Here is a 21314-nt window from a genome sequence, read left to right as displayed (position 1 = left end):
CTAATTTCTGCTCCTTATTTCTTCCAAAAGGCTGCTGACTTCTTCCCCGCTGAGCGGCCAGGGGTAGATCCTAAGGTCGGCGATGTCCCCGTGGAAGTAAAGGAACTCCGGCGTTACAGAGTCCGCCGTCTTTCCGTAGCCGAGGGTGAAGAGCTCCTTCCCCGGGATGTCGACAAAGAAGAGCCTCATGCTCTCGTTCCCGAAGTTGTAGTGCCTCCAGGTCATCTCCCTTCCGTTCAGGTAAGCGGTGTTCCCGTCCTCGCTCACGACCACGACGAGGTGATACCACCTTCCGGGCTTGAGGTTAAAGCCGCTGTCGAAGCAGAGGGCAGGTTTATCTCCCTCCGGAATCCAGGTGACGTAGAGCCTCCTGTTGTTCTCACCGTTGTGCCCTATCTCAATTATGAAGAGGCTCTTTCCTTCCCTGTCGCCAAAGTAGAGGATTGGGAGGACATTCTGGTCGGTTTCCTCGTAGCGGAAGACGAGTGAAATAGCTCCAACCTTCATGTCCGATATTTCTCCGATGGCATTGCTGAGGTCAACGTAGCCGTTCCCATCAAAATGGAGCACTCTTCCATATGCAGTGACGTTGCCGATTAAGGTTCCATTGATGCTCTTGATGGGCCCAGTTGGAGTGGTGTAGAGTTTGAGCACTCCTTCTATGGGAGTCCCATCAATTGAGACTTCCTCCGATGTCATCTTTGAGTTCTCTTGATAGATGGCACTTGCAACGACTCCAATCGCTATGAGGTCTATAACTATGGCAATGAGGAGTATCCTCGCCCTGTCCATGCCACCACCCATTATGACTAGATGAGGATGTTGATATTAGGGACTCGGTGAAACCTGCCTGGTTCGATATGTTCTACATGTTCCAAATCGTTTCTTTAGCAAGAATAGTCACTTTGATGCTGTGGGCTTCAATTTTTTGGGAGCAGAAACGCCAATTCCGAGAACGGAGCGAAGCAGTTCTAATTCCCTCCTGTCCCAAGCATCTTCCTCGAGGAGAATTATGAGCGCACCGTTTTCGACCACGAGGATATCGTGTATTGTTGCCAGGGCCTTGAGGAGAGCCTTAAAATCGTTGTACATCGCGAGTAATTCAAGGCCCTCTATAAGAACCACCGGAGTTACACCCTTGTTCTTTGCCTCTGCAACGTACCTTGCCACCATGTCCACGATTTTATGGAGCTCGGTCGGGTATATGCTCGTCTCGTCCCTTCCAGCAGCTGTTATCCAGTAGGTTTTCCATCCTGGAACGGAGAGGCGCTTTCTCATGAAGGCCAGCACGGGATAGTCCTTTAGGTTCTTCTCGTCTACCTTCTGGGCTATGGTGACTCCTGGGGCTATATTGACCTCCTCTGGGGCCTTCTCTATCATCCCTCCTGGCAGGACGAGGAGAGCATATACTAATGTCATGATAGTTGGGGCCGTTAGAGTTGCCAAATCACTTGGCTCAACGATTAAAACCCTCCTGTTCCCAATCATAACGGCGATTCCAACTGCTCCGATCCCGAGGAGAACTATGCTAGCCCCAAAGAGGTAGGTCCTCCAGCCGTACCGCCTCCCGAGGAACTCGATTATTAGGAAGCCCGCCAGGGCAAGGGTTATACCCGTGAGCGCGTAGGGATAGCTCACGGCCCCAGTTGGGCTTCCCAACCCAACTTCCAGAGAAAGCGCTCCAAGAACTGAAGAGCATATGGGAAGGAGGTAGGAGGCCATTTTCATTGTGAGTGGCATCATAGTGTCTATGTTCTCCTCGTCGAGGAGAAGATTAAGGGCCGTGATTATAGTCGTACCCACAACACCGACTATAAGGCCAAAAAGAGTAGGATCACCACTATAGGCAGCATAATCTACAGCACCACTCAATAAAAGCGCGATTCCAAGGAATAGGGCTGATTTTCTCTTTGTTCGAAGATGGATGTAAGCGAAAACGAGGAGAAGGACTGTCCTTAGTGATGTACCCAAAAGTATGTTCATAAGCTTCCCTCTTTGGGGGGGAAAGTGCTTTATAACGCTTTTGCCAAATTCTTGGGGGTGAGCGCATTGGCTAGTGATGAAAAGAAGAGGATAGGGATAAATGAAGTTAGAGCCATGGCAATACGCTCCGAAATAGGCGCCGCCAGAGTGTATGAAGCACTTGCGGAACTTACCGAAAATGAAGAGATGAAGAAACTCTTCCTTACTCTGGCGAGGGAGGAGTGGGGCCACAAGGAGGTTGTGGAGAGGCTGATAAACGAGAAAACCCTTAGTCCTGTGGTAGAACTGCCAGAGGAGATAGTAACGGAGTTCGCCGTTCTCTATGAGAACGCTGAGAGGCTGCTCTCCCCTGAGACAACTGCTAAGGACGTTGTAGATGTGGCCCTTCGGGCAGAGCTGGCGAGCGAGAAGTTCTACGCGCACCTAATAGATTACGCAAAAGATGAGAAGGCAAGAAGCGCCCTCCAGATGGTGGCGAGCATGGAAAGAGATCACTACTCAAGGCTGATGACGTGGAGGCTCCTGCTCTGAATCACTCGGCCTGGGCGTAGTAGCACCTCTTCGGCGAGACTATCTTCCCTTCTTCTTGAGCTTCTTTATCGCCCTGCCAACCTCCTTCTTATCGAGACCAGCTAACTCGGCTATTTCAGCAGACTTAAGCGGTCTACCCGCCTCTTAAACACGAGCTCGACACTCATCTTCCCTACCCCTCTGGTTTGCATTTTGAAGTTTTGCAATTCGAACTTACGGGTTTAACAGCCGAAAGGGTTAATAGGGACGGTGTTCAATATAGTACGGTGATTCTGCATGGAAGTTACTGAGAAGGAAATCTTTGAGATTGCCGTAAACTCCGAGATCAGGGCCAAGGAGGCCTACGAAAAGCTCGCTTCTATGACCAAGAGCGATATCATAAGGGATGAGCTTCTCTTTCTCGCCAAAGAGGAGGACAAGCACAGGGAGATAATAGAGAGGATGGCCGAGCGCTTTGCGGCCGAAGGTGGCGAGTCGAAGAAGATAGAGATAGAGGTCATGGGAGAGTTCAAGGTCATAGCTGAGAAGATGGCCGAGGCCATCAAGAAGCCTGATATCAACCTCGACGAGATATACGAGATAGCGATGCAGGCAGAGTTGGTGAGCGAGAAGCTCTACAAGGAGCTCGCCAAGTACGCGAGTAACGAGAAGACCAAGCTCCTCCTTGAGATGCTCGCGGACATGGAGAGGAACCACTACAACATCCTCAAGAAGCAGTACGACTACATAATGCGCTATCCAGAGCTCTACAAGGAAGAGCTCTACGACCAGCTCATGAAGGACATAAACTTCAACTTCTGAGGTCTTTTGCCTTTTCTATTCTCTTTCAGGCCCTGTTGTACCTCGCAAAGAAGCCGTAGAATATCAGCGTTGCCACCACGTACAGCGTGGCAGTGGCGTAAAACGGATAGCTGAGCGAGATTGAGAAGAGCACTCCGCCGATGTAGTTCCCAGCGCCGCGCATGAATGTCGAGAAGGCCCTCCTTATCCCGGCGGCGGTGGCTTTCTCCTCTGTCGTGAAGAAGCCCATCATGAAGGAGTCGTTTATCGGCCAGACGATGTTCATGAGGATGGAGCGGACGATGTAAAGGAAGGCCGCCAGAAGGAAAACGTCAATTAGCGGAAACGTGGCGAAGAGAAGGGCCGCGACGAGCTGGAAGGACGTTATGACGTTCACAGGCCCTATCTTCTCCACCAGCTTTGGAAGGCCGAAGGAGCCGAGCCCCATGACAAGCTGCTGGAAGAAGAAAACGCCGCTTATTGCCGCCAAAGTCTGGCCAAAGCGGATGTTGAAGTATAGGCTCATGTAGGGAATTGTTATACCAGCCCCAAGCCCGATGAGGGCGCTTGGCAGGGAGAACTTCAGGATTTTGATTACCAGCTCTCGGTTCCAGTTTATCCTCGGGTTCTTCACGGGGACATCGTGGATAACAAGCAGTGCTGGAATTACCAGGGCGAACTGGAGGAGCGCGAGCGAGATGACCAGCCGGTAGGCTATCTCAGGGGTAAGCCCGAAGGTCTCGGTTAGAAAATCTGGAGCAAAGCCCGCTATGAGAACTCCGATTGCGTTGAATATCGTCCCGAGGCCGAAGCTGATCGAGAAGGCGTGGTGCCTGAGCTTTTCTCCAACTTCCTCGCTCAGCAGTGCAGAGAAATTGGGCTGTCTGATGCCCATATTAACACCAACGAGGAAAAATCCGAGGAGTAGGAAGTACTTGTTTAGCGCCAGAACCTGGAAAAGCCTCCCCAAAAGGCCTAAGACTGCTCCCATGAGAAGGGTCTTCCTATAGCCAAGCCTGAGGGAAATCTGGCCAGCTATGAGGAAGAACAGCCCGCCGGTGAAAGTCTGAACCGAGAAGAAGAGCCCCATGGAGTCCATGCCGTAGCCGAGGGCGCGGAGATAGAATGGCATTATGAATATCGAGAACTGGAGGAACAGTTGACCCACTGCATTGGCCGCTATGAGTATCTTCGCGTCCCTTCCGTAACCGCTGAGCATGGTTGAAGTTCCTGTTGGTGCGTTTATAAGGTTATCGAAACGCTTCTCCCAAGCTGTTGCTGAATGGAGTGCTGAATCTTAGAAGGGGCAAAAAAGTTGGAATCCTCAAGCCCCGTAAAGCTCTTTTTTCAGCTCTTTCTCTATGGAAAATGCCTTTCTAATGTCTCCAATAACCACAGCTCCGACCAGTTTTCCGTCCTGGAAGAATGCCTTGGTGTGCTCGTCGAGCCACTCGCCCTCTCCCCTCGTCTTTCCAATGATGGCTATCGGCAGGTCGCCGAACTTGAAGACTGAGGAGCGGAGTTCGAAGGGATAGCGGTCTTCTTTTCCCCTCAAGAGGTTTGCCAGAACCTTCGCGTGGCCGGCGGCGGCCTTTGCAGTGCCGCAGATGATCCCGCTGTACTCTGCGCAGTCTCCGATGGCATAGACATCCTTAGCGGATGTCCTGAAGTGGTCGTCTATCAGAATCCCTCTTCCTGTGTGTATGCCGCTCCTCCTCGCTATCTCGACGTTTGGAATGATCCCTATAGCGCAGATTTTTACTTTCCCTTCAACGTAGCCCCTTGTTGTTAGAAGGCCGTTCTCATCGGCCTTCAGGAGTTCCGCGCCGAGATGGAACTCAACTCCTGATTCCTCCAGCTTTTCCCTTATCAGGCTACTGAGTTCTTCATCGAGGCCGAGAAAAGTATCCCTCCTGTGGATCAGCTTGACGCCGTAGCCGGCCTTTGCGAGGTTCCCGGCCAGTTCGAGGCCGATGAAACCTCCGCCGATTATCACAGCCTCCCCGTGCTCCTCAAGCAGGGCCTTTATCCCCTCCGCGTCCTCAATGCTCCGGAGCGTGAGGAGGTGCTCGCCACCTTTCACCGTCGGCTCCCTCGCTCTCGCTCCAGTGGCCATAACGAGGATATCATAAGGGTATTCGCCTTTATCCGTGACGAGAACCTTCCTCGCCCTGTCTATCAGTTTAGCCTCTTCGCCAAGCTTCAGGTTTATTCCTTTCCTCTCGTACCAATCAAGGGGGTATATGAAGAGCTTTTCCTTCTCAATCAGACCCGCTATGTAGTGGCTCAGCATGGGCTTTGAGTAGAATGGGACTTCTTCTTTCTCAACGATGAGTACTTCGTGCTCTCCCGAGAGCTCCTTGGCAAGCTCAACGCCGCCGGGGCCGTTTCCGATGATAACGATTTTCATAATCTTTGCACCGACAGAATTTCTCCGCGGTGTATTTAAGGAGTTCGAGAACTCTAGGTTTACAACCACAAGAGACAACAATGTCTCAATCCCCTCACGCAAAAATATACCTCCATTGCTCAATTATAATCCTGTGAACTGTACTCTCGGCACTGGTAATCCTTATCTGGTGAATACCCTGCTATCATAGGGGATCTGCATGGATGTGCTCAAAGTCCTTAAATGGTCCGGCTTAACGGGCGGCATCGTCTACTGGCTCTTCGTCGCGTGGGGCATAAGCAGAAACGGGTGGTTCTCTTTCTTCCACAACGCCCTCAGCGATCTCGGCGACCCCTCGGAGGCAACTGCGCCCTGGATCTACAACTATGGTCTGATAGTGACGAGCATCTTCGTCCTTGCCTTTGCCATCTATCTACTCTTGAATGCCAAAAACAAGCTCAAACGGTTGGAGGGGCTTACATCAGCATCTCGGCAATATTTCTGGCTCTCATAGGGATTTTCCACGGCGGAACAAGGCCCCACGTCTTTGTCTCGACGTACTTCTTCGTCCAGTTCTTCCTCGGGGCGCTGGTTTACGGTGCTGGAAGCGAGACGAGGGAGGTTAAGCATGGCTCCCTTGCGATCTTCCTGCTTGCCCTGTTTGGGGCTTTTGTCCACTGGCCTTCCGTGGCCCTCGAAGAGACTTACGAGATAGCGCTGATTATGGCCTTCACGCTCTTGGTAGCACTGAAAAGCGGAAGCAAAAACGCTTAATTCTTTCCAATATGCAAGCGATAGTGTTAATAACCCCCTCGACTAACTATCATTATAGGTCACTTGATGTTTCTTCTTGATTTTTTGCCGCTTCGTGACTAAAAGAAGGTTTTAACGATGAAAACGAAAAAACTTGCAGGCTTTGCCCTGCTTTTAAGCGTCGTAATGCTCGGCGCGTTCATTTCAGGGTGTATCGATCAGGGAAACACAACTGGGACAGGTACAACTCCCAAAGAAACGACTCAACCCACGACAACCAAGGAACCCCCAACGACAACTACAACGCCCAAAGAGACCACCACGAGCACTCCAACGGAGACGAACCCTCAGCCCAACTGGGAGGCCGATGAGGAGAAGCTTGATGGGTTAATCGAGCTCTACGACAAGGAAATCGCCAGCGCGAAGGAAAAGCTTGAAAAGCTCGGCCTTGAGCTTGAAAGCCCCGAAATCCAGAACTGGGAGAAGTCCGCCGAGGTTCTCACGGAGATGGCCGCTAACGAGAGCGACATCGAGAAGAGGGTCTACATCCTCCAGAACTTGGCAGAGTTAAAGTACTACGAGGCCCTGAACATGAGGTCGCTCGTGGGAGTGGGTGCAGTTGAGACTGCCTACTGGGAGAACGCCAGCAACGGAGAGCCGATTACGGACTTCTACAACATGCGCGGCGAGTTTTTCTACATCTCAAACGGCGAGATATCGAAACTGAGCCGAGAGAACATGGTAGAGAAGATGATAGCGGTTAAAGGCTACCAGATGGAGGGTCTTGAGATATACCACGTCGGCACCGGGAGCACTTTGGTGGCTATCCGCGAGGGTGGAAGGACCGTTGGAGCTGGTCAAATAGCGGTCGCGAGAGTTGGCGTTCCAACCTCGGGCAATGGGACAATTATACAGGTCCTCAACTGGAATGGAACTCCGTTCCACAACAAGTACCGCCCGCAGTTCAGGCTCGTTAACCCCGAAACCGGCGAAGTCGTGAAGGAGATAACCCCCGACGAGAACGGCATTATGGTAATCCCGCCGATAAACACCACCCTCCTTGGAATAGCTGACGACGGCTTCTGCTACAGACCTCTGCCGCCGGACACCAACACAATAGAACCGATTCCGCCGCCGGCTGATGACGAGCCGGTATTGTGCCTCGCACCCCAGCTTGCACCGTTTATCTTTGAGCCGACCGACAGCGACACCGGGCCCTACAACCCCGCCCCGCTTGAGCAGGCCTACTTAATGCCCGGGAACTACACCGTAACGGTAATCTCGATGAAGGCCGACCTCAAACAGCTGGCGGAGCAGCTCGTCAACCTTAACATGGCAGTTGGGAGCACCCACTTCGAGACAAAAGATGCGAAGAGGGCCCTTGACGCATTCCAGAGCGCCATAACGGGCTCTTCGTTGAAGGCCTCGATGCAGACCCCGAGTGAGCTCTGCTCGTGCACAATCAGCCCCCTCCTCGGCGGAATCTTCATGGACGAGTTCGACGAGAAGCCCTTCGGCGAGCTTCCGGACGCGAGGATAATCAACACAACCTTCGGAAACGGGCCGTTTATTCCCTTCCCGGTGGAAAAGGCCAAAGAAACCGGCTCTGAGGTGATTATTTACGCCGTAACCGACGCGAAGGGCAGAACCACCGTGATACTCGGCGATCCTGGACTCAACGATGCTGAGCTCGGAGAGGTCGAGCCGAGGTTTGCATCCATAGCCCCAAGCACCAGGAGACTCGCGCCGGACTACCTCGACAGGGTCTTCCTCGAAGTCTACACCGGTAGGAACCCCCAGACAGGCAAGGAGATCAAGGTAATCGCCTTCAAGGTTCTGAACACCGATGGAACGGTCGGAATTAGGACGACAGCGTTCATCGAAAACGGCCAGATTAGTGTCGTCTCACTACCCCTAAGCGGAACCCAAGAAGGGAAGCTCTCAAACGCAGAACAGGCGAGCGAACGCTGAAAAAGTAAAGGGGATTAATCGTCCTCTCTTTCTTCCTTTTCTCTGTCTTCTTTAGCTCCTGTCTCAAACTAGCCCTGCGACGAGTTTCCAATGCTCCCAACGTAGTAGTTCTGCAGAACCTCGTAGGCGCCCTGACCGTGCTTGGAGAAGAAAACTTCGGTGGCGTTTGTCCCGCAGTAGGCTATTATCGCCTCCCTGCCGCCGCTGTGGGTGTCTATGAGTGGGGTAACGTTGTAGACGTCGTTTCCTATCACGACCCAGCAGTCGTTCTCCGTGTTGTGCTTCGCCACCTCCTCGAGGGTTAACCCCACGGAAGTGCTGTTGGATGCTGAAACCGGGCTTGAAAGTGACGAAGAGCCTCCCGGAACGAGCGCCAGGAGGAGTACCACTGCAACTAAAGCTGTCCACGCCCCAAGGACTGCTCTTTGGGCCTTCTCGCTCTTCAATGCCCTGACCCTTTTGAGTGCAATAGCCAATCCGGCCGTTGCGTGGACGTAGAGGAGGGGTATGAAGAGGAAAGCTGCCAGCGTGTGAACTCTCCTTGCCGTGGAGTAGTCCAAAAGGCTTCCCAGGTTCGACGATGGGTTGCCCATGGCTAACCCACTCGCCATCAATGCCAAACTGACTATTACCAGCAGCTCCCCCGAGATTACAAGCGCCTTGAAAGTTCCCTTCACCATCTCACCTCAGCACTCTTTGCATGTGTTTATTCCGAGGAGCTTGTAGAGGGCGCAGAACCCCGTGAGGCCCGTGATGAGTGCTATCAGGCCGACTATAAGTGCCACGGTTTTATAGGGTATCTTGTCCGCTGCCCAGAGGCCGAGCAGTATAAGACCCAACAGGACCCTTACTGCCCTATCCACAGTCCCCTCGTTCCTCTCCATGGACGTCACCTCAATTTTTCCATGGATTCAAAAGGCTTATATTCATTTCCCAGGAAAATTTAGGACAGAGCCTTCAAAATGAAGGTGATCCTATGGACGAGCGCGACCTAAAGATATACCGTATCCTCCGGGAGGACGGCAGGACGAAGGTCTCCGCTATAGCGAGGGAGCTCGGGATAAGCCATCCCTCCGCCAGGGAGAGGCTTGAGCGGCTTGAGAGAAAGGGGGAGATAAAGGTTCAGGCCCTCCTCAACATAAGGAAGAGGGGCTTCGTCTCCGCCGTGGTGAACCTCCGCGTGAGGAGCATGGACGAGGCAGAGAGGCTCGCCGATGTCTTCGCGAGGTGCCCCAGAACGGTCTTTGTGGCGACGACCACCGGGAAGTACAACCTCAACCTGGCCCTTGTTGCCGAGAACTACTCCGCCCTTGAGGCCACCATAGAGAACACGATACGCCCTCTGGAAGAAGTGAGGGAGATGGACGTTTCCCTCGGCTCCTCTCCAGCCTATCCAGAGTTCGTGGACTTCAAGCTCGACCCCGTTAGAGAAGTGGCCCCATGCGGAAAGGTCTGTAAGGGCTGCTACCTCTACGGCAAGAAGTGCCACGGTTGTCCCGCGACGGTCTACTTCAAGGGCTTTGGGGGTGAGTGAATGCACTACCTCCACGACGAGTTTAGGAAGAGAATCCAGCCGGTTGAACCTCTGGTGGAGCTTATAAGGGAGAGGATTCCCAAAAAGGGCATTCTCGTAGATTTTGGAGCCGGGACGGGATACTTTACGCTTCCACTGGCGAAGCTCTTTGGGGAGGTCTATACTGTCGATATAAACGCAGAGAGGCTGGAGTACCTTAGGAAGAGGCTTGAGGAAGATGAGATAACGAACGTAAAGCTAATCCTCGGGGACGAGCTGCCCGACGTGAAGGCTCACCTGATACTCCTATCCAACGTCCTCCACGAGCTCCCAGAGACGGAAAAATTCTTGGAGAAGTAGCCGAAAGGGCTAACTACGTCCTCGTGCTCGACTGGAGGAAAATCCCCACTCCGCGTGGGCCGCCGTTGGAGGAGAGAATAAGCGAGGAGGAGGCGAGGAAAATGATGGAGGAGCACTTTACCGTCGATACCTTCGAGCTTTACCCCTACCACTACTGCCTGCTTGGAATCCGTCATTCCCGTTAACTTTTTCTTTATGAACGCCCAAGCCCATGGAAAGAGTGCAAATGGAGGGTGTTAGATGAAAAGAGTTGCGGCGTTGCTGATTCTTCTCCTCTTGCTGGCCGGTTTTGTGGCGCCGATGAAGGAAAGGGTGAGCGAGAAGGTGAAGCCGAACTCGGGGGCCTCGCCTCCTTTGGAGTATTCCTCATCTTCGCCGGAACCGCCTACTACGCGCTCACCAAAAGGGGCTCATAATAGAGCACCGAAAAGGGAGCCCTCAAATAGTGGTTAAGCCAGAGAGGCCCTACATCACGGTTTTCGGCCCGGTTTATCCTATGACAATTTATCACGCCTTCACGATAGCCGGAACCCTCTTAACGCTCATCCACTTCGCAACTTGCACTGACTACTCAACCCTGGCTGGAAAAGCCGGCCTTAGAATGGCAATAGTCCTTGTTCTGATGAACATAAGCGGCTTCTACGGGCGGTACGTCCACGTTAAGCTTGAGCTGGCCGCGAGGAAAAAGCAGAGCGGGAGGCTCAAACGCTTAGCGGTTCTGCTGGGGAAATGGAAGATCTTTCATGTTGCCCTAGCCGTGATCTTCCTGATTCTCCTGGGAATTCACGTCGCGGCAGTTGGGGACTGAGCACGGGTTATTTTTTTCTTTCCCTGCTCCACAAAACAACGTTCGAAATTTTTAGAAAACCTTATATCCAAATTCGAACCTATGTATGAAGTGGAGGGATAATATGGCCGTGAAAATGGGCATCAAGTTCTTTGACGAGAACATTCTGAAAGACGGGTTCCCGGATGGCTTCACGGTTCTTGTAGCGGGAGAACCCGGTGCTGGAAAGACCATCTTCGGCTCCACGTTTCTATATAACGGCATGGAGCAGTTTGGTGAGAAAGGCGTCTACGTTTCTCTCGCGGAGACAAAGGAGGACTTCTACGAGGAGATGAAGGGTCTCGGAATGGACTTCGAGAAGTACGAGAAGGCGGGCCTCTTCAAGTTCATTGACCTCGTTACCGTAACCCCTGAGGCCGTGGAAAAGGAAATAGAGCTCATGATGAGTGAAATCCTCACATTCCAGCCCAGAAGGATAGTCATAGATTCCATCAGTGCCTTCGCCCAGCTCCTTGGGCTGGAAAAGACGAGGGTGTTTCTCCACACGACTCTTGGAAGGTTCATAAAGGCCTTTGGCGCGGTGGCCTTCCTCATAGCGGAGAAACCCCTCGGAAAGGAGGAGATAGGCTTCGGTGTTGAGGAGTTTGTGGTTGACGGCGTAATCGTGCTGAAGTACTCAAAGCTCGGGGAAATCGTGAGGAGGGTCATGGAGATACCCAAGATGAGGAAGCGCTCCGTTGAGAGAGCCGAGTACGAGTACGTCATAACCTCTAAGGGAATACGCTTCCTTGAAATTCCGGAGCTCGTGAGGGGCACTGAAGATGCCTCCACCGAGAAGATAACGACGGGCATTGAAAAGCTCGACGAACTCCTTGACGGGGGAGTGTACCGCGGCTCGATAACTCTTTTTGTGGGAATGACGGGTACCGGAAAGACGACCTTCGGCCTGCACTTCGCGATAGCCAACGCCCTGCAGGGCAGGAAGGCGATTTACTTCGGCTTCGAGGAGCCGATAGGACAGCTGATCAGGGCCGCGCGGGGCTACGGGCTCCCCGTGGATGAAGCTCTCCAGAACGGCCTGAAGCTTGAGGGGTGGATTCCTGAGGCTAAGAGCCCAGTTTATACCTTCCTCAAGGTAAAACAAATGATAGAAGATCTCAAGCCCGAGGTGGTTGTCATAGACAGCCTCACGGCATTAAGAGAACACATGGACGACAAGGAGCTCGCAAAGATGGTTCGCTACCTCAGTCTTCTCATCAAGGAGCACAACATCGCGGCCTACATCACCCTAAACGCGGACACGAACTTTGAGACGGTGCCTTTCACGAAGGCCAGTACTCTCGCCGACAACATCATAGGGCTCCGCTATGCTATCAAAGATGGAATCATAGAGCGCTACCTCTCGGTGATAAAAGCCAGAAGCTCAAACCACTCCAGAAAAATCCACAGGTACGAGATAACTTCCGAGGGGGTGGTTATATATGAATGAGGGCCAGAACGTTATAGTTAAGGCCGTTGTCCACTCGGTCGAGAAGGCAAACCCGACGCTCAAGTCCCTATTGGAGCTCCACCTTAAAAACACGACGGGGCAGGGGTTTGAGCTTGCCTACAACGACCCAAAACGCTTCAAGGAAGCGGTTTCAAAGCTCTTCGGCGAGTACAGCGCGAGGCTCCTTGAGATGCTCATCATAAGTTACTTCAGAGAGAAAGCTGGCCTCATGGAGGAAGTCAACACTCTTGAGGAGCTCGTTGAGTATATCCAGAGAGTTTACAGGTGACGGAGGATGAGCGAACCACTGGGCATTTTGGCCCAAGCCGTTGAAAGAATAAGCCCGACTCTAATCCAGTTCGAACTGGGGAGTGATGTAGAGGTAATACTGATGAAGCTCCTTTACAAGCTCCGTCCGAACTACGATGACTTTCTGGTAATTTCATTCTACGACGGCTACGCGGCGTTCAGAAAGTACGTGGAAAACATCTTTGAGGAAGAGTACGTCAGGAGGGTGTTTGAGAGTGCCAAGCTCCTTTCGATAAACTCATTCCTTGAAGAGGACTTCAATCCCCTGGAAGACTTAAAAACATCCCAGCCAGAGATAATAGCAGGTAGGGCTCTCAGAATAACTGAAGCTCTTCCCCGAAGAACCCTCGTTCTCGTTCTTGGTCTCGATCTTTATGGCGTTAGAGAAGGAGAGAAGAACCTTATCCAGCTCTTTCCAAGGTTAATGACGGTTCTTAACAGATGCAAGGATTTCAGAACGATTGTGACGTTCAACACGGGCATATTCAGTCCTTCGGTGGTCAACATTCTAGGGAGCTTCGTCTTCAACGTTGTCAAGGTCGGCCTCGAAGTGGAGGGCAAGGAGATCAGGCGTTACATCCAGTTCATCAGGACGCCATTCCTTGAGTACAGCCTGGAAAAGTGGTACTACACGCTGATAGGCAAGATCGTGACGTTCAGAAAAGAGGAAGAATAATGGAGCATCATGCCTGAAGATGCTCTTCCTCCCTTCTTAGCTTTTCCCTAACCTCATCCCTTATCGGCTTTAGGGCCCTTGCATACTTCTCAAGTGTTTTGAGAAGTCTCTCAACTCTTTCCTTGTACTTCTCGTCTTTCAGCTCATCGCCCTCGAAAAGGTCGTCCACGTTGTAGAAGAGCACCTGACCAACCGGGAGCATGCGATAGTTTACCGCGGCCAACCTCAGCTCCTGGAGGAGCCTCACTCCACCGGTCACCACCGAGACAGTCACTATTCCTACGGAAAGGGCCTCGTACTCGTCGAAGATAGTATCGAGGAGAATCTTCAGCTCTCCAGGATAACCGCCATTGTACTCTGGAGCGACTATCACGAGGGCGTCCGCTTCAAGAATCTTTTTCCTATAGCGTTCCATTTCGGGCGTTATTTTCCAACGGTGGGTGTGACAGAGAAGGTAATCTTTGACATCAATAAGCTCGGCTTCCCAGCCCAGCTCAGATGCTTTTCTGGTTATATACTTCGCTACTCTCTCGCTCTTCCTCCCTTCCCTTGCCGTTCCCAGTATTACCTTCAACCTCATGTTACCACCATGATAAATTCGTTTCTCGGGACTTTAAGATTATCCTTTCGAAGTGGAAAACTTCGATGTCCGGATTTTTCCATTTCTTTAGGCAAACCTTTTTAAGTTAGGGTGGCCTAATTAATGTCGAGGTGAACCGAATGGTGAAGGTTGGAGAAGTCGTTCCCGACTTCGAGGCAGATGCGTACTTTCCCGAGAAGGATGACATCGGAAAGCTGAGGTTTTCTGACTACCTGGGCAAGTGGGTCGTTCTGGCCTTCTACCCGGCGGACTTTACCTTCGTCTGTCCGACGGAGCTTGAGGAGCTGGCCGAGTATTACGACGAGTTCAAGAAGGAGAGCGCTGAGGTAATAAGCGTCTCAACCGACACCGCTTACGTTCACAAGGCCTGGCACGACACTTCACCGGGAATAAAGAAGATAAAGTACCCGATGCTGGCGGATCCAGCTGGAAAGGTTAGCAGACTCTTTGGCACCTACATCGAGGACGAGGGTGTCTCATGGAGGGCAACCTTCATAATCGACCCCGACGGCAAGGTCGTCCATATGGAGATGCACGACCTCAGCATAGGAAGGAGCGCCAAGGAAATCCTGAGAAGGCTCAGGGCCTCCAAGTACGTCCGCGAGCATCCTGGTAAGGTCTGCCCCGCGAGCTGGGAGCCCGGGAAGGAAGCCCTAGATGTCAGCCTTGAGCTGGTCGGCAAGATCTGACTTCCCTTCTTTTTCACCTTCTTGAGAAGAACTTTGAACGTGTGTGCACCCTTGGAAAATTTGTTCCGGACTTAATTTTCAGGTTTGAAAACTTTTCCACCAGATATTTTCACTTTTGGATGGATCGCTTTTGGGAAGGGTTCAAGATTGAGTATTTCGTGTGGGTTCAGCCCCATGGGTGTTCGACCTTCGAATTTCAAAGGTTTGACAGGTGGAATCTCCTGATGTTTTAAGAGAAACTACTGCAGCGCGGTTCGAAGCTTCAATTTGGCAAAGGTAAAACTAATAAACAACCCAACTTATTTTAGACCGACCTAATGAACTTGGGGGTGGATAAATGATAGGACAGTTCCTCATTACGTTCAGAGAGGTTTTGGAGGCCGCGATAATCGTGGCCATCATCATTGCATACCTGAAGAGAACCAACAGGGAAAGTCAGATCAAGGACGTGTGGACTGGCGTAGCTCTATCAGTCCTCGCGAGCGTCGTTTTGGGAGCGGGGATACTCGCGCTCTACGGCGGCCTTGAGGAGAAAGAACTCTTCGAGGGCATAGCTTCTTACCTAGCCGTTATAGTGCTCACGAGCATGATATACTGGATGGCGACCAAGGGGAAGAACATCAAGGCAGAGATAGAGAGCAAGGTGAGCAAAACAATCAACCCTCTCGCGCTCATAGGCTTCACATTCATCGTCGTCTTCAGGGAGGGGCTTGAGACTGTGCTCTTCCTCACGCCCTTTGCAACTCAGGACTTGGGCGGAACACTGGTGGGACTCCTGCTGGGAGCCGGTGCTGCTTTGGTACTCGCCTACCTCATCTACGGAGTGGGCATGAGGATAAACCTCAGGACGTTCTTCTACTACAGCTCGATACTGCTCGTTTTCGTTGCAGCTGGATTAGCCGGCTACGGAACCCACGAGCTCATTGAGTGGGCCGAGGAGGAGGGAATGCACCTCGGCTTTATTGAAGAACCCGCCTACAACCTCGGCATTCCTGAGGAGAGCGTGTTCCACCACAAGGGAGCTATTGGCTCGATCTTCGCGGTCCTCTTCGGCTACTCCGTGAAGATGGAGTGGGGAAGGGTGATAGTCCAGTTCGGGTATCTAATAGTGGCCCTCTACCTCGTGCTGAGGGCCTATGGAAAGGAACCCTCGGTGAGTCCAAGGGAGGCCAACGCCAGGAGCGTCTCGTAGTTCTTGCCGTTTTCACTTTTCCTTTTTTGGCTGATTGTTGGACGGTGGGTGTATGAAAGGCGGGTTTGACGCTTCGAGGGTCCGTTTTATGTACACGGGGCCAGCTGGTGCCCCGGCTGCAAAAGGCTGAGAGAGGATATCACAGAGACCTACGGAAAAAGGCCCTTGTGTACTACGAGCTTGAGGACAATGAAAAGAACCGCAAGCTCTTCTCAAAGCTCCATGAGATGACGGGTGTAAAGGGTGTCCCAACCACGGGCGTGTTCTATGGGGACGAACTCTGCGCTGTCGTGGAGGGTACGTTCAACGTAGCCCGAGCCCCTGAGATGATTGCCGAGGCGATGGAAGAAGGGGGTGTCCTGTTGGTGCTGGGCAGTGGAAAGTACCTTGTAGGCTGGGCTGATTCCAGGAAGCTTAGGGAGCTTTTCCTGGGTGGAGAGGGGGAGTAAGTTGGGCATATAGGTTGCCCATTTTTGGCTAGTAATGTATAAAAAGGGTGAAAACGGATTCAGCCTTGGTGAAAAAATGAACCCGAAGGAATTCAGGAGGATAGCCCTCGTGGGAGCGAGCAAAAACCCAACCAAGTACGGCAACATAATTCTAAAAGACCTCCTTGGTAAGGGCTTCGAAGTTCTACCTGTGAACCCGAACTACGATGAGATCGAAGGCCTCAAGTGCTACAGGAGCGTGGGGGAGCTCCCGAAGGACGTGGACGTTATCGTCTTCGTCGTCCCGCCCAAGGTGGGTCTTCAGGTGGCCAAAGAGGCCGTTGAGGTCGGCTTTAAAAAACTCTGGTTCCAGCCGGGGGCGGAAAGCGAGGAGATAAGGGAGTTCTTGGAGAGGGCTGGAGTTGAGTACAGCTTCGGAAAGTGCATAATGGTCGAGACGGGCGACAAAAAGATGTTCCTGGAGGTGTGAGCGTGTTTTATACGTGAAAAAGTTCGAGGAGGACCTGGATTTCCTCTGGGAGCGCTTCAAGAAGAGGCTTGAGGAGGAGGGCTTTCTCCTCATAGGGGAGCGAATACCGGTGGCTATCGTCGAGAGGGAGGATGGCATTGTCGCCGACTACCACCTGCTCTTCATATGCGACAGGGAGCTCGTGGCGGAGCTGGTGAAGATAGACCCTAACATAGGCGCTTTGCTCCCCTGCACGGGCTTTGGCTACAGGAGGGAGGACGGCAACTACCTCGGCGTTACACTGCCAAGTGTGGCGTGGAAGATAGCTGGGGAGGATGTAGTTAAGCTCATGAGGCCCATGGAAGAGAGGGTCCTCAGGATCATTGAGTCGCTGTGATTTCAATTTCCAAAGCCCTTCCCGCTTTTTCTTCTCACTTTGGAAAAGGTAAGGGCAATAAGCAATTCTTTCCAATAAATCCCTGTGATGCAAATGGCGAAGGCCGTATTGAGGATACCCAACATGAGCTGCAAGCACTGCGTCATGAGGATCAAAAAGGCCATCGAGAGCGTTGGCGCCAGGGGAGAGGTCAGCCTTGAGAAGAAAACAGCCGTTGTTGAGTTCGAGCCCGGAAAGGTGAGCCTCGACGAGGTTATAAACTCGATAAAGCGCTACGGCTACGAGGTCGAGCTTGGCGGGGAAGGCTGCTGATATATTCTGTTCTCCATCTTTTGAAGCGGGAAGAAGCTGCCGTGTGTGGAACCCATTCCCTTTAGGGAGCCTTTAGGGGCTTCACCATTCGGTAGAACCCATACCTTCTCCCCTCAAGCTCCACTTCGTGCTCCCGCTCGATGGTATAGCCGAGCTTTTTGTAAACCGCTATCGCTATCTCGTTGTCCTTCTCAACGTCCAGAGCGATTCTCTTCGCTCCGCTCTCTCCCGCCAGCTTCTCGGCCTTGAGCATTAGGGCTTTTCCTATCTTCTTTCCTCGAAATTCGGGATAAACCGCTATGTTGCCGATGTAGTAGTCGCCCTCATCCAGCTTCCCGCTCCCCGACCTGGCGCTTATGAAAGCTGGAAGCCGCTTGAGGAAGTCAAAGCCGAGGATCTTCAGCAGGAGCCAGCCGGTTTTCTCCTCCTTGTTGTACTTGGATCTCCAAGAGTAGCCGAGGAGTATCCCGACTATCCTTCCGTCGTACTTTGCGAAGACCACGTGCTAGTTGCTGAAGAGGTTTCCCCTCCAGAAAGGCCGTCTTGAAGAGCTCTTTGAATTTCTCTCCGAGAAGACTTGGGAAGTACTCGGGGGCTGAGATGCGCATGAGTTCCACAAAGTGCTCGACCTCGTCATCGGTTCCCTTTGCGGGTTCGATAGTGACTTTTGACATGGAATGTACTGGGGCAAGGAGGTATATTAGGTTAGCCTCCCAGAGCCGAGCGCTCCCTTAAATGTCCGTAGAAAATCTTTTTATTTTTTCCGCCTCACTTCCTTCATGAACGCGATAAAGAGACTCCTCGCAACCCTCTCGCTCGGCTACATCCTTTACTTCTACTCCGAGCTCGCCTTCTGGAGCAGGTGGAAGGCTGACGATACCATCATCGGGGCACTCATGACGTGGCTGATCTACTCGGTTTTGGCTTTCTTCGTCCTCCTAATGGCGGAACACTTCAAGGCGGATTCTCCCTACCCAGTATTTCTGGTAGGGGCGGTCTTTGGCTGGCTCGTTGAGGGAGTTATCGTTCAGGAAGCATACAAGGCTTTCCCCTTCCAGCTGGTGTGGACACCACTGGCGTGGCACGCACTGATTTCCATGCTTCTGGGGGCTTATCTCGCGAGAAGGGCCATTGGTGAGTGGAGCCTCCCTCGGGCGGCGGCCCTTTTTGCCGGCCTCGGCGTTTTATTAGGCCTCTGGGCGACCTACTGGAAGCTTGAGGACGGCTACGCGGTGAGTGTTGAACACTTCGCGGCCTACACCCTCATCCCGGCGGTCTTTCTCGTGGTTGCGTACTTTGCCCTCGATTTAACCTCTCCCGCGGAGTTTATCCCGACTAGGTGGGAGATTGGGGCGTTCGGCGCGGTGGTGGCGTTCTTCGCCCTCTTCACGTTTATGGCGGTGCCCTTTTCACCCCTTGTGCTCCTTCCCCTGCTTGCCCTAACGCTGTACGCACTCAAAGGGTTGAGGGGTGAGAAAAACTTCCTCAAGGGTTCGAGAGCTCCCACCTACAGATATCTCCTTTCCCTCATTATTCCGCTCTTCGCCGTGCCTACATATGCCGCGTTGAGGGATGTCTGGTTTGAGGTAAACGTCCCGGTGGCACTCGTAACGTCGGGAGTGGGGCTGTTCCTATACGTTAAAGGCATCTACCGCGGGCTGAAGGCCCGGCGTTCTGGAAAAATTTGGGATTAATGATCGTTGGTTAGGGATATGAGTGTGTAGATAATATCCCGCTACTAACTGGCCCATATTAAAGCAGGTATTCAACGGCCACAACCGAAAAAGCCTAAGTTTTGGACACTTTTCTCCCAAAGCTCAACTGGAGAGCGTAGCCTAATACCAGCATAAAGAGCGAAGTGGTTATAAGCCCCCTCATTATTCCAACGCAGTTGAAGAGAAGCCCAAGAAGAACGTTCAGAACTCCACTTGTTATTGCTGCCGTGAGGGAGTAAAGAGAGCCCAACGTTGCCCTTTTCTCGTCTGGAATAGCAGCTTGGAACCGTCCCTGCCACTCCTTAAAGCTCTGGGTAAAAACGAATGTGCCAAGAATCATCGTAAGAAAGCCAAACCACTCATTGAGACCTGCAAAAAACAGAAGGATGGGTAAAATAGCGCCAGCTTTATCGTAGATCCATTTCCTATATTTCCCGGTGTCTATGTACCATGAAGCACTGTTAATTACGGCTTGAAGGGCCATGACCATAGAGACTCCAAGGACAGAGGAGAGGACATCGTAAAAGTAGAGCTGCATAAAGGAGGTAAAAGCGGCGAAGGAAAGCCCAATGAAGTTCGCATATACGATGAGCCACGCCACAACGGAAGAGCTTCGAACGAAATCTATGCTCTCAAAAATGTGGGACATGTAAGATGTCCTGCTTTTTACCGTGTCCGCAGGAATTGTTGCCGTGAGCACCAGCGACAGCAGGAAGAACGGTGCGCTCATTAGGACGGCGAACCTCATTCCAAAAGTCTCCGCCAGCATGCCACCAGTGATCATCCCCACGAGCCCACCAGCCAGTTCAAAAGCCCTTAGCCTGCCGTATACCCTGGGATAGTCGTTAGCCCTGCCGTCCCTGCTGAGCAGTTCGTAAACCCAGGCGGTTTCTGCACCAGTTCTAAATGCCGTGGCCAGCGCGGCAATTATCATGGAAGCGAGAACCATGGGAAAAGAGCTTGCCAGATATAGAACTGTCACGTAGAGGACGGAGAGGCCCTCAGAGAGAAGGACGCTCAGCTTCTTTGAGACTCTGTCGGCAACCACGCCCGTTGGCACCTCAAGGAGGGCGACTAAAATTAAAGAGAGACCCATCAGGAAGCCGATCTGGGCCTTTGAAAGCCCAATCTCCTGGAGGTAAACCAGAAAGAAACCAGAGTAAAAGGCTATCCTGAGGAATCCAGATAGGTAAAAGCGGGTTGTGTAGTCCAAGTCTAACCCCCCATATCGAGGGACTAATCCTACATCACCTATGCTCGTGAGATTCTCTATTCTTTCTCTTCTCCTGCCATGGCTTTCTCTAAGTTCTCCCTCGCCTTTTTGAACTCCCTCAAACACGTCGGGCAGCAGAAGAAGTAAACCTTGTTTCTGTACTTGTAGACTATCGGCTCGCCAACTATCTCCTTCCCGCAGTAGTCGCACTTGTAAGAGACTTTTATCCTTGGCTTGGGTGGTTTCTCTTTGTTCTCAAGGATCGGCATTATCTCAATGACTTCAACGCCGGTGCCCTCGATTACCCGCTTGAGGTCTTCCATGTTCTCAACTGCCACCTTTATGAGGTACTTAGTGCTCGTGAAGCGGTTTACCTCGATTATCTCCTCAAACCCGTCCATCTTCTCCGGGTTCTCCGTTTTGACAACAAGAGCGACAACGTTGTGAGCCCTCTGGAGCTCTGGGTTGAGCTTTATCGTGTAGCCCTGGATTACCCCCTCTTTTTCGAGCTTCTCCAGTCTCGCTCTCACCGTCGGCCTGCTGACGCCGAGCCTCTCAGCGAGTTCAGAAATGCTCAGCCTCGCATCGTCCATTAACAGATATATGAGCTTCAGATCAAGGTCGTCTATTTTCATAAAACCACCGATGAGTGTTCTCGCACACTCATAAAAATACTTTCCCTTCACTCTTTCCACTGTGGCCAAAAACTGGCGCTCAAATTTTATGCTGTGCAAACTTACGCCGCGACACTTTTTTA

The 21314-nt window shown here is 52.1% G+C and carries 26 protein-coding genes and 1 pseudogene; 17 read left to right on the top strand and 10 right to left on the bottom strand.

Going from position 1 to position 21314, the window contains the following annotated elements; all coding sequences use genetic code 11:
* Entirely contained in the window at window positions 1-792 is a 792-nt protein-coding gene (locus ACZ5TN_RS01955; protein ID WP_464917000.1) for a LamG-like jellyroll fold domain-containing protein, read from the bottom strand.
* A gap of 108 nt (window positions 793-900) precedes the next feature.
* A complete protein-coding gene (locus tag ACZ5TN_RS01950; RefSeq protein ID WP_464916999.1) occupies window positions 901-1983 on the bottom strand; it encodes a DUF835 domain-containing protein in 1083 nt (360 codons plus the stop codon).
* A gap of 57 nt (window positions 1984-2040) precedes the next feature.
* On the opposite strand from ACZ5TN_RS01950, the gene ACZ5TN_RS01945 reads away from it, so the two are divergent.
* Together ACZ5TN_RS01945 and ACZ5TN_RS01940 are read left to right on the top strand one after the other, a co-directional pair.
* Window positions 2041-2514, top strand: a complete 474-nt coding sequence (locus tag ACZ5TN_RS01945) for a ferritin-like domain-containing protein (protein ID WP_464916998.1) — start codon at window positions 2041-2043, stop codon at window positions 2512-2514.
* A 276-nt stretch (window positions 2515-2790) separates the two neighbouring features.
* Window positions 2791-3315: a ferritin-like domain-containing protein gene (locus ACZ5TN_RS01940; RefSeq protein ID WP_054839783.1), complete on the top strand. Its 525-nt coding sequence runs from the start codon at window positions 2791-2793 to the stop codon at window positions 3313-3315.
* Between the two features lie 25 nt (window positions 3316-3340).
* On the opposite strand, the gene ACZ5TN_RS01935 is transcribed toward ACZ5TN_RS01940, so the two are convergent.
* Together ACZ5TN_RS01935 and ACZ5TN_RS01930 are read right to left on the bottom strand one after the other, a co-directional pair.
* Window positions 3341-4513 (bottom strand): MFS transporter, encoded by a 1173-nt coding sequence (locus ACZ5TN_RS01935; protein WP_464916997.1) that lies wholly within the window; start codon window positions 4511-4513, stop codon window positions 3341-3343.
* A 105-nt stretch (window positions 4514-4618) separates the two neighbouring features.
* Window positions 4619-5704 carry an NAD(P)/FAD-dependent oxidoreductase gene (locus ACZ5TN_RS01930; protein ID WP_464916996.1) on the bottom strand — a complete coding sequence of 362 codons (1086 nt, stop codon included), beginning with the start codon at window positions 5702-5704 and terminating at the stop codon, window positions 4619-4621.
* Between the two features lie 199 nt (window positions 5705-5903).
* Between ACZ5TN_RS01930 and ACZ5TN_RS01925 the strand changes: the two are divergent.
* Window positions 5904-6457 (top strand): annotated as a pseudogene (locus ACZ5TN_RS01925) (DUF998 domain-containing protein).
* 117 nt (window positions 6458-6574) lie between these two features.
* A complete protein-coding gene (locus ACZ5TN_RS01920; protein ID WP_464916995.1) occupies window positions 6575-8407 on the top strand; it encodes a hypothetical protein in 1833 nt (610 codons plus the stop codon).
* A 68-nt stretch (window positions 8408-8475) separates the two neighbouring features.
* Here the strand turns inward: ACZ5TN_RS01920 and ACZ5TN_RS01915 are convergent, their stop codons facing one another.
* Both ACZ5TN_RS01915 and ACZ5TN_RS01910 read right to left on the bottom strand, forming a co-directional pair.
* On the bottom strand, window positions 8476-9084 hold the full coding sequence (locus tag ACZ5TN_RS01915) for a cytochrome b5 domain-containing protein (protein WP_464916994.1): 609 nt from the start codon (window positions 9082-9084) through the stop codon (window positions 8476-8478).
* A 9-nt stretch (window positions 9085-9093) separates the two neighbouring features.
* Window positions 9094-9291, bottom strand: coding sequence for a YgaP family membrane protein (locus ACZ5TN_RS01910; protein WP_464916993.1), 198 nt, complete (start codon window positions 9289-9291; stop codon window positions 9094-9096).
* A 92-nt stretch (window positions 9292-9383) separates the two neighbouring features.
* On the opposite strand from ACZ5TN_RS01910, the gene ACZ5TN_RS01905 reads away from it, so the two are divergent.
* From ACZ5TN_RS01905 to ACZ5TN_RS01880, 6 genes are all read left to right on the top strand, one after another.
* A complete protein-coding gene (locus ACZ5TN_RS01905; RefSeq protein WP_464916992.1) occupies window positions 9384-9941 on the top strand; it encodes an Lrp/AsnC family transcriptional regulator in 558 nt (185 codons plus the stop codon).
* On the top strand, window positions 9942-10280 hold the full coding sequence (locus ACZ5TN_RS01900) for a class I SAM-dependent methyltransferase (RefSeq protein ID WP_464916991.1): 339 nt from the start codon (window positions 9942-9944) through the stop codon (window positions 10278-10280). It begins immediately after the preceding gene.
* 445 nt (window positions 10281-10725) lie between these two features.
* On the top strand, window positions 10726-11088 hold the full coding sequence (locus ACZ5TN_RS01895) for a hypothetical protein (protein WP_464916990.1): 363 nt from the start codon (window positions 10726-10728) through the stop codon (window positions 11086-11088).
* Window positions 11089-11173: 85 nt separating this feature from the next.
* Window positions 11174-12556 carry an ATPase domain-containing protein gene (locus tag ACZ5TN_RS01890; protein WP_464916989.1) on the top strand — a complete coding sequence of 461 codons (1383 nt, stop codon included), beginning with the start codon at window positions 11174-11176 and terminating at the stop codon, window positions 12554-12556.
* The gene (locus ACZ5TN_RS01885) at window positions 12549-12845 is read left to right on the top strand and encodes a NitrOD5 domain-containing protein (protein ID WP_464916988.1); all 297 of its coding nucleotides are present in this window, start codon (window positions 12549-12551) and stop codon (window positions 12843-12845) included. The genes ACZ5TN_RS01890 and ACZ5TN_RS01885 overlap by 8 nt, the downstream gene beginning before the upstream one ends.
* Window positions 12846-12851: 6 nt before the next feature.
* On the top strand, window positions 12852-13541 hold the full coding sequence (locus tag ACZ5TN_RS01880) for a hypothetical protein (RefSeq protein ID WP_464916987.1): 690 nt from the start codon (window positions 12852-12854) through the stop codon (window positions 13539-13541).
* Window positions 13542-13548: 7 nt separating this feature from the next.
* Here ACZ5TN_RS01880 and ACZ5TN_RS01875 read toward each other — a convergent pair whose 3' ends face one another.
* Window positions 13549-14121 carry an NADPH-dependent FMN reductase gene (locus tag ACZ5TN_RS01875; protein ID WP_054839772.1) on the bottom strand — a complete coding sequence of 191 codons (573 nt, stop codon included), beginning with the start codon at window positions 14119-14121 and terminating at the stop codon, window positions 13549-13551.
* Window positions 14122-14261: 140 nt separating this feature from the next.
* On the opposite strand from ACZ5TN_RS01875, the gene ACZ5TN_RS01870 reads away from it, so the two are divergent.
* The 6 genes from ACZ5TN_RS01870 to ACZ5TN_RS01845 all read left to right on the top strand — a co-directional run bounded on the left by ACZ5TN_RS01870 (window position 14262) and on the right by ACZ5TN_RS01845 (window position 17629).
* Window positions 14262-14831, top strand: coding sequence for a peroxiredoxin (locus ACZ5TN_RS01870; protein WP_464916986.1), 570 nt, complete (start codon window positions 14262-14264; stop codon window positions 14829-14831).
* A 337-nt stretch (window positions 14832-15168) separates the two neighbouring features.
* Window positions 15169-16023, top strand: a complete 855-nt coding sequence (locus ACZ5TN_RS01865; protein ID WP_464916985.1) for an FTR1 family iron permease — start codon at window positions 15169-15171, stop codon at window positions 16021-16023.
* Between the two features lie 107 nt (window positions 16024-16130).
* Window positions 16131-16472 (top strand): hypothetical protein, encoded by a 342-nt coding sequence (locus tag ACZ5TN_RS01860; RefSeq protein ID WP_464916984.1) that lies wholly within the window; start codon window positions 16131-16133, stop codon window positions 16470-16472.
* A 76-nt stretch (window positions 16473-16548) separates the two neighbouring features.
* Entirely contained in the window at window positions 16549-16941 is a 393-nt protein-coding gene (locus tag ACZ5TN_RS01855) for a CoA-binding protein (protein WP_464916983.1), read from the top strand.
* Window positions 16942-16954: 13 nt separating this feature from the next.
* Window positions 16955-17317, top strand: coding sequence for a DUF302 domain-containing protein (locus ACZ5TN_RS01850; RefSeq protein ID WP_464916982.1), 363 nt, complete (start codon window positions 16955-16957; stop codon window positions 17315-17317).
* Window positions 17318-17410: 93 nt separating this feature from the next.
* Complete coding sequence (locus tag ACZ5TN_RS01845) at window positions 17411-17629, top strand: heavy-metal-associated domain-containing protein (protein WP_464917454.1); 219 nt, start codon at window positions 17411-17413, stop codon at window positions 17627-17629.
* A gap of 61 nt (window positions 17630-17690) precedes the next feature.
* On the opposite strand, the gene ACZ5TN_RS01840 is transcribed toward ACZ5TN_RS01845, so the two are convergent.
* Window positions 17691-18131, bottom strand: coding sequence for a GNAT family N-acetyltransferase (locus ACZ5TN_RS01840; RefSeq protein ID WP_464916981.1), 441 nt, complete (start codon window positions 18129-18131; stop codon window positions 17691-17693).
* Between the two features lie 277 nt (window positions 18132-18408).
* On the opposite strand from ACZ5TN_RS01840, the gene ACZ5TN_RS01835 reads away from it, so the two are divergent.
* Window positions 18409-19323 (top strand): hypothetical protein, encoded by a 915-nt coding sequence (locus tag ACZ5TN_RS01835; protein ID WP_464916980.1) that lies wholly within the window; start codon window positions 18409-18411, stop codon window positions 19321-19323.
* A gap of 94 nt (window positions 19324-19417) precedes the next feature.
* Here ACZ5TN_RS01835 and ACZ5TN_RS01830 read toward each other — a convergent pair whose 3' ends face one another.
* Together ACZ5TN_RS01830 and ACZ5TN_RS01825 are read right to left on the bottom strand one after the other, a co-directional pair.
* Window positions 19418-20683, bottom strand: coding sequence for an MFS transporter (locus ACZ5TN_RS01830; protein WP_464916979.1), 1266 nt, complete (start codon window positions 20681-20683; stop codon window positions 19418-19420).
* A complete protein-coding gene (locus tag ACZ5TN_RS01825; protein ID WP_464916978.1) occupies window positions 20614-21192 on the bottom strand; it encodes a TRASH domain-containing protein in 579 nt (192 codons plus the stop codon). Before ACZ5TN_RS01825 ends, ACZ5TN_RS01830 begins: the two co-directional genes overlap by 70 nt.
* Between the last annotated feature and the right edge of the window lie 122 nt (window positions 21193-21314).

Source organism: Thermococcus sp. JCM 11816 (assembly GCF_055396515.1).
This window is presented reverse-complemented; position numbering and strand designations above follow the sequence as displayed.

Excerpts from the sequence above, each read along its gene's own strand:
- ACZ5TN_RS01955 (WP_464917000.1), bottom strand. The coding sequence starts at position 792 with ATGGACAGGGCGAGGATACTCCTCATTGCCATAGTTATAGACCTCATA.
- ACZ5TN_RS01950 (WP_464916999.1), bottom strand. The coding sequence starts at position 1,983 with ATGAACATACTTTTGGGTACATCACTAAGGACAGTCCTTCTCCTCGTT.
- ACZ5TN_RS01940 (WP_054839783.1), top strand. The coding sequence starts at position 2,791 with ATGGAAGTTACTGAGAAGGAAATCTTTGAGATTGCCGTAAACTCCGAG.
- ACZ5TN_RS01935 (WP_464916997.1), bottom strand. The coding sequence starts at position 4,513 with ATGCTCAGCGGTTACGGAAGGGACGCGAAGATACTCATAGCGGCCAAT.
- ACZ5TN_RS01930 (WP_464916996.1), bottom strand. The coding sequence starts at position 5,704 with ATGAAAATCGTTATCATCGGAAACGGCCCCGGCGGCGTTGAGCTTGCC.
- ACZ5TN_RS01920 (WP_464916995.1), top strand. The coding sequence starts at position 6,575 with ATGAAAACGAAAAAACTTGCAGGCTTTGCCCTGCTTTTAAGCGTCGTA.
- ACZ5TN_RS01910 (WP_464916993.1), bottom strand. The coding sequence starts at position 9,291 with ATGGAGAGGAACGAGGGGACTGTGGATAGGGCAGTAAGGGTCCTGTTG.
- ACZ5TN_RS01905 (WP_464916992.1), top strand. The coding sequence starts at position 9,384 with ATGGACGAGCGCGACCTAAAGATATACCGTATCCTCCGGGAGGACGGC.
- ACZ5TN_RS01900 (WP_464916991.1), top strand. The coding sequence starts at position 9,942 with ATGCACTACCTCCACGACGAGTTTAGGAAGAGAATCCAGCCGGTTGAA.
- ACZ5TN_RS01890 (WP_464916989.1), top strand. The coding sequence starts at position 11,174 with ATGAAGTGGAGGGATAATATGGCCGTGAAAATGGGCATCAAGTTCTTT.
- ACZ5TN_RS01885 (WP_464916988.1), top strand. The coding sequence starts at position 12,549 with ATGAATGAGGGCCAGAACGTTATAGTTAAGGCCGTTGTCCACTCGGTC.
- ACZ5TN_RS01880 (WP_464916987.1), top strand. The coding sequence starts at position 12,852 with ATGAGCGAACCACTGGGCATTTTGGCCCAAGCCGTTGAAAGAATAAGC.
- ACZ5TN_RS01875 (WP_054839772.1), bottom strand. The coding sequence starts at position 14,121 with ATGAGGTTGAAGGTAATACTGGGAACGGCAAGGGAAGGGAGGAAGAGC.
- ACZ5TN_RS01870 (WP_464916986.1), top strand. The coding sequence starts at position 14,262 with ATGGTGAAGGTTGGAGAAGTCGTTCCCGACTTCGAGGCAGATGCGTAC.
- ACZ5TN_RS01865 (WP_464916985.1), top strand. The coding sequence starts at position 15,169 with ATGATAGGACAGTTCCTCATTACGTTCAGAGAGGTTTTGGAGGCCGCG.
- ACZ5TN_RS01855 (WP_464916983.1), top strand. The coding sequence starts at position 16,549 with ATGAACCCGAAGGAATTCAGGAGGATAGCCCTCGTGGGAGCGAGCAAA.
- ACZ5TN_RS01845 (WP_464917454.1), top strand. The coding sequence starts at position 17,411 with ATGGCGAAGGCCGTATTGAGGATACCCAACATGAGCTGCAAGCACTGC.
- ACZ5TN_RS01835 (WP_464916980.1), top strand. The coding sequence starts at position 18,409 with ATGAACGCGATAAAGAGACTCCTCGCAACCCTCTCGCTCGGCTACATC.
- ACZ5TN_RS01825 (WP_464916978.1), bottom strand. The coding sequence starts at position 21,192 with ATGAAAATAGACGACCTTGATCTGAAGCTCATATATCTGTTAATGGAC.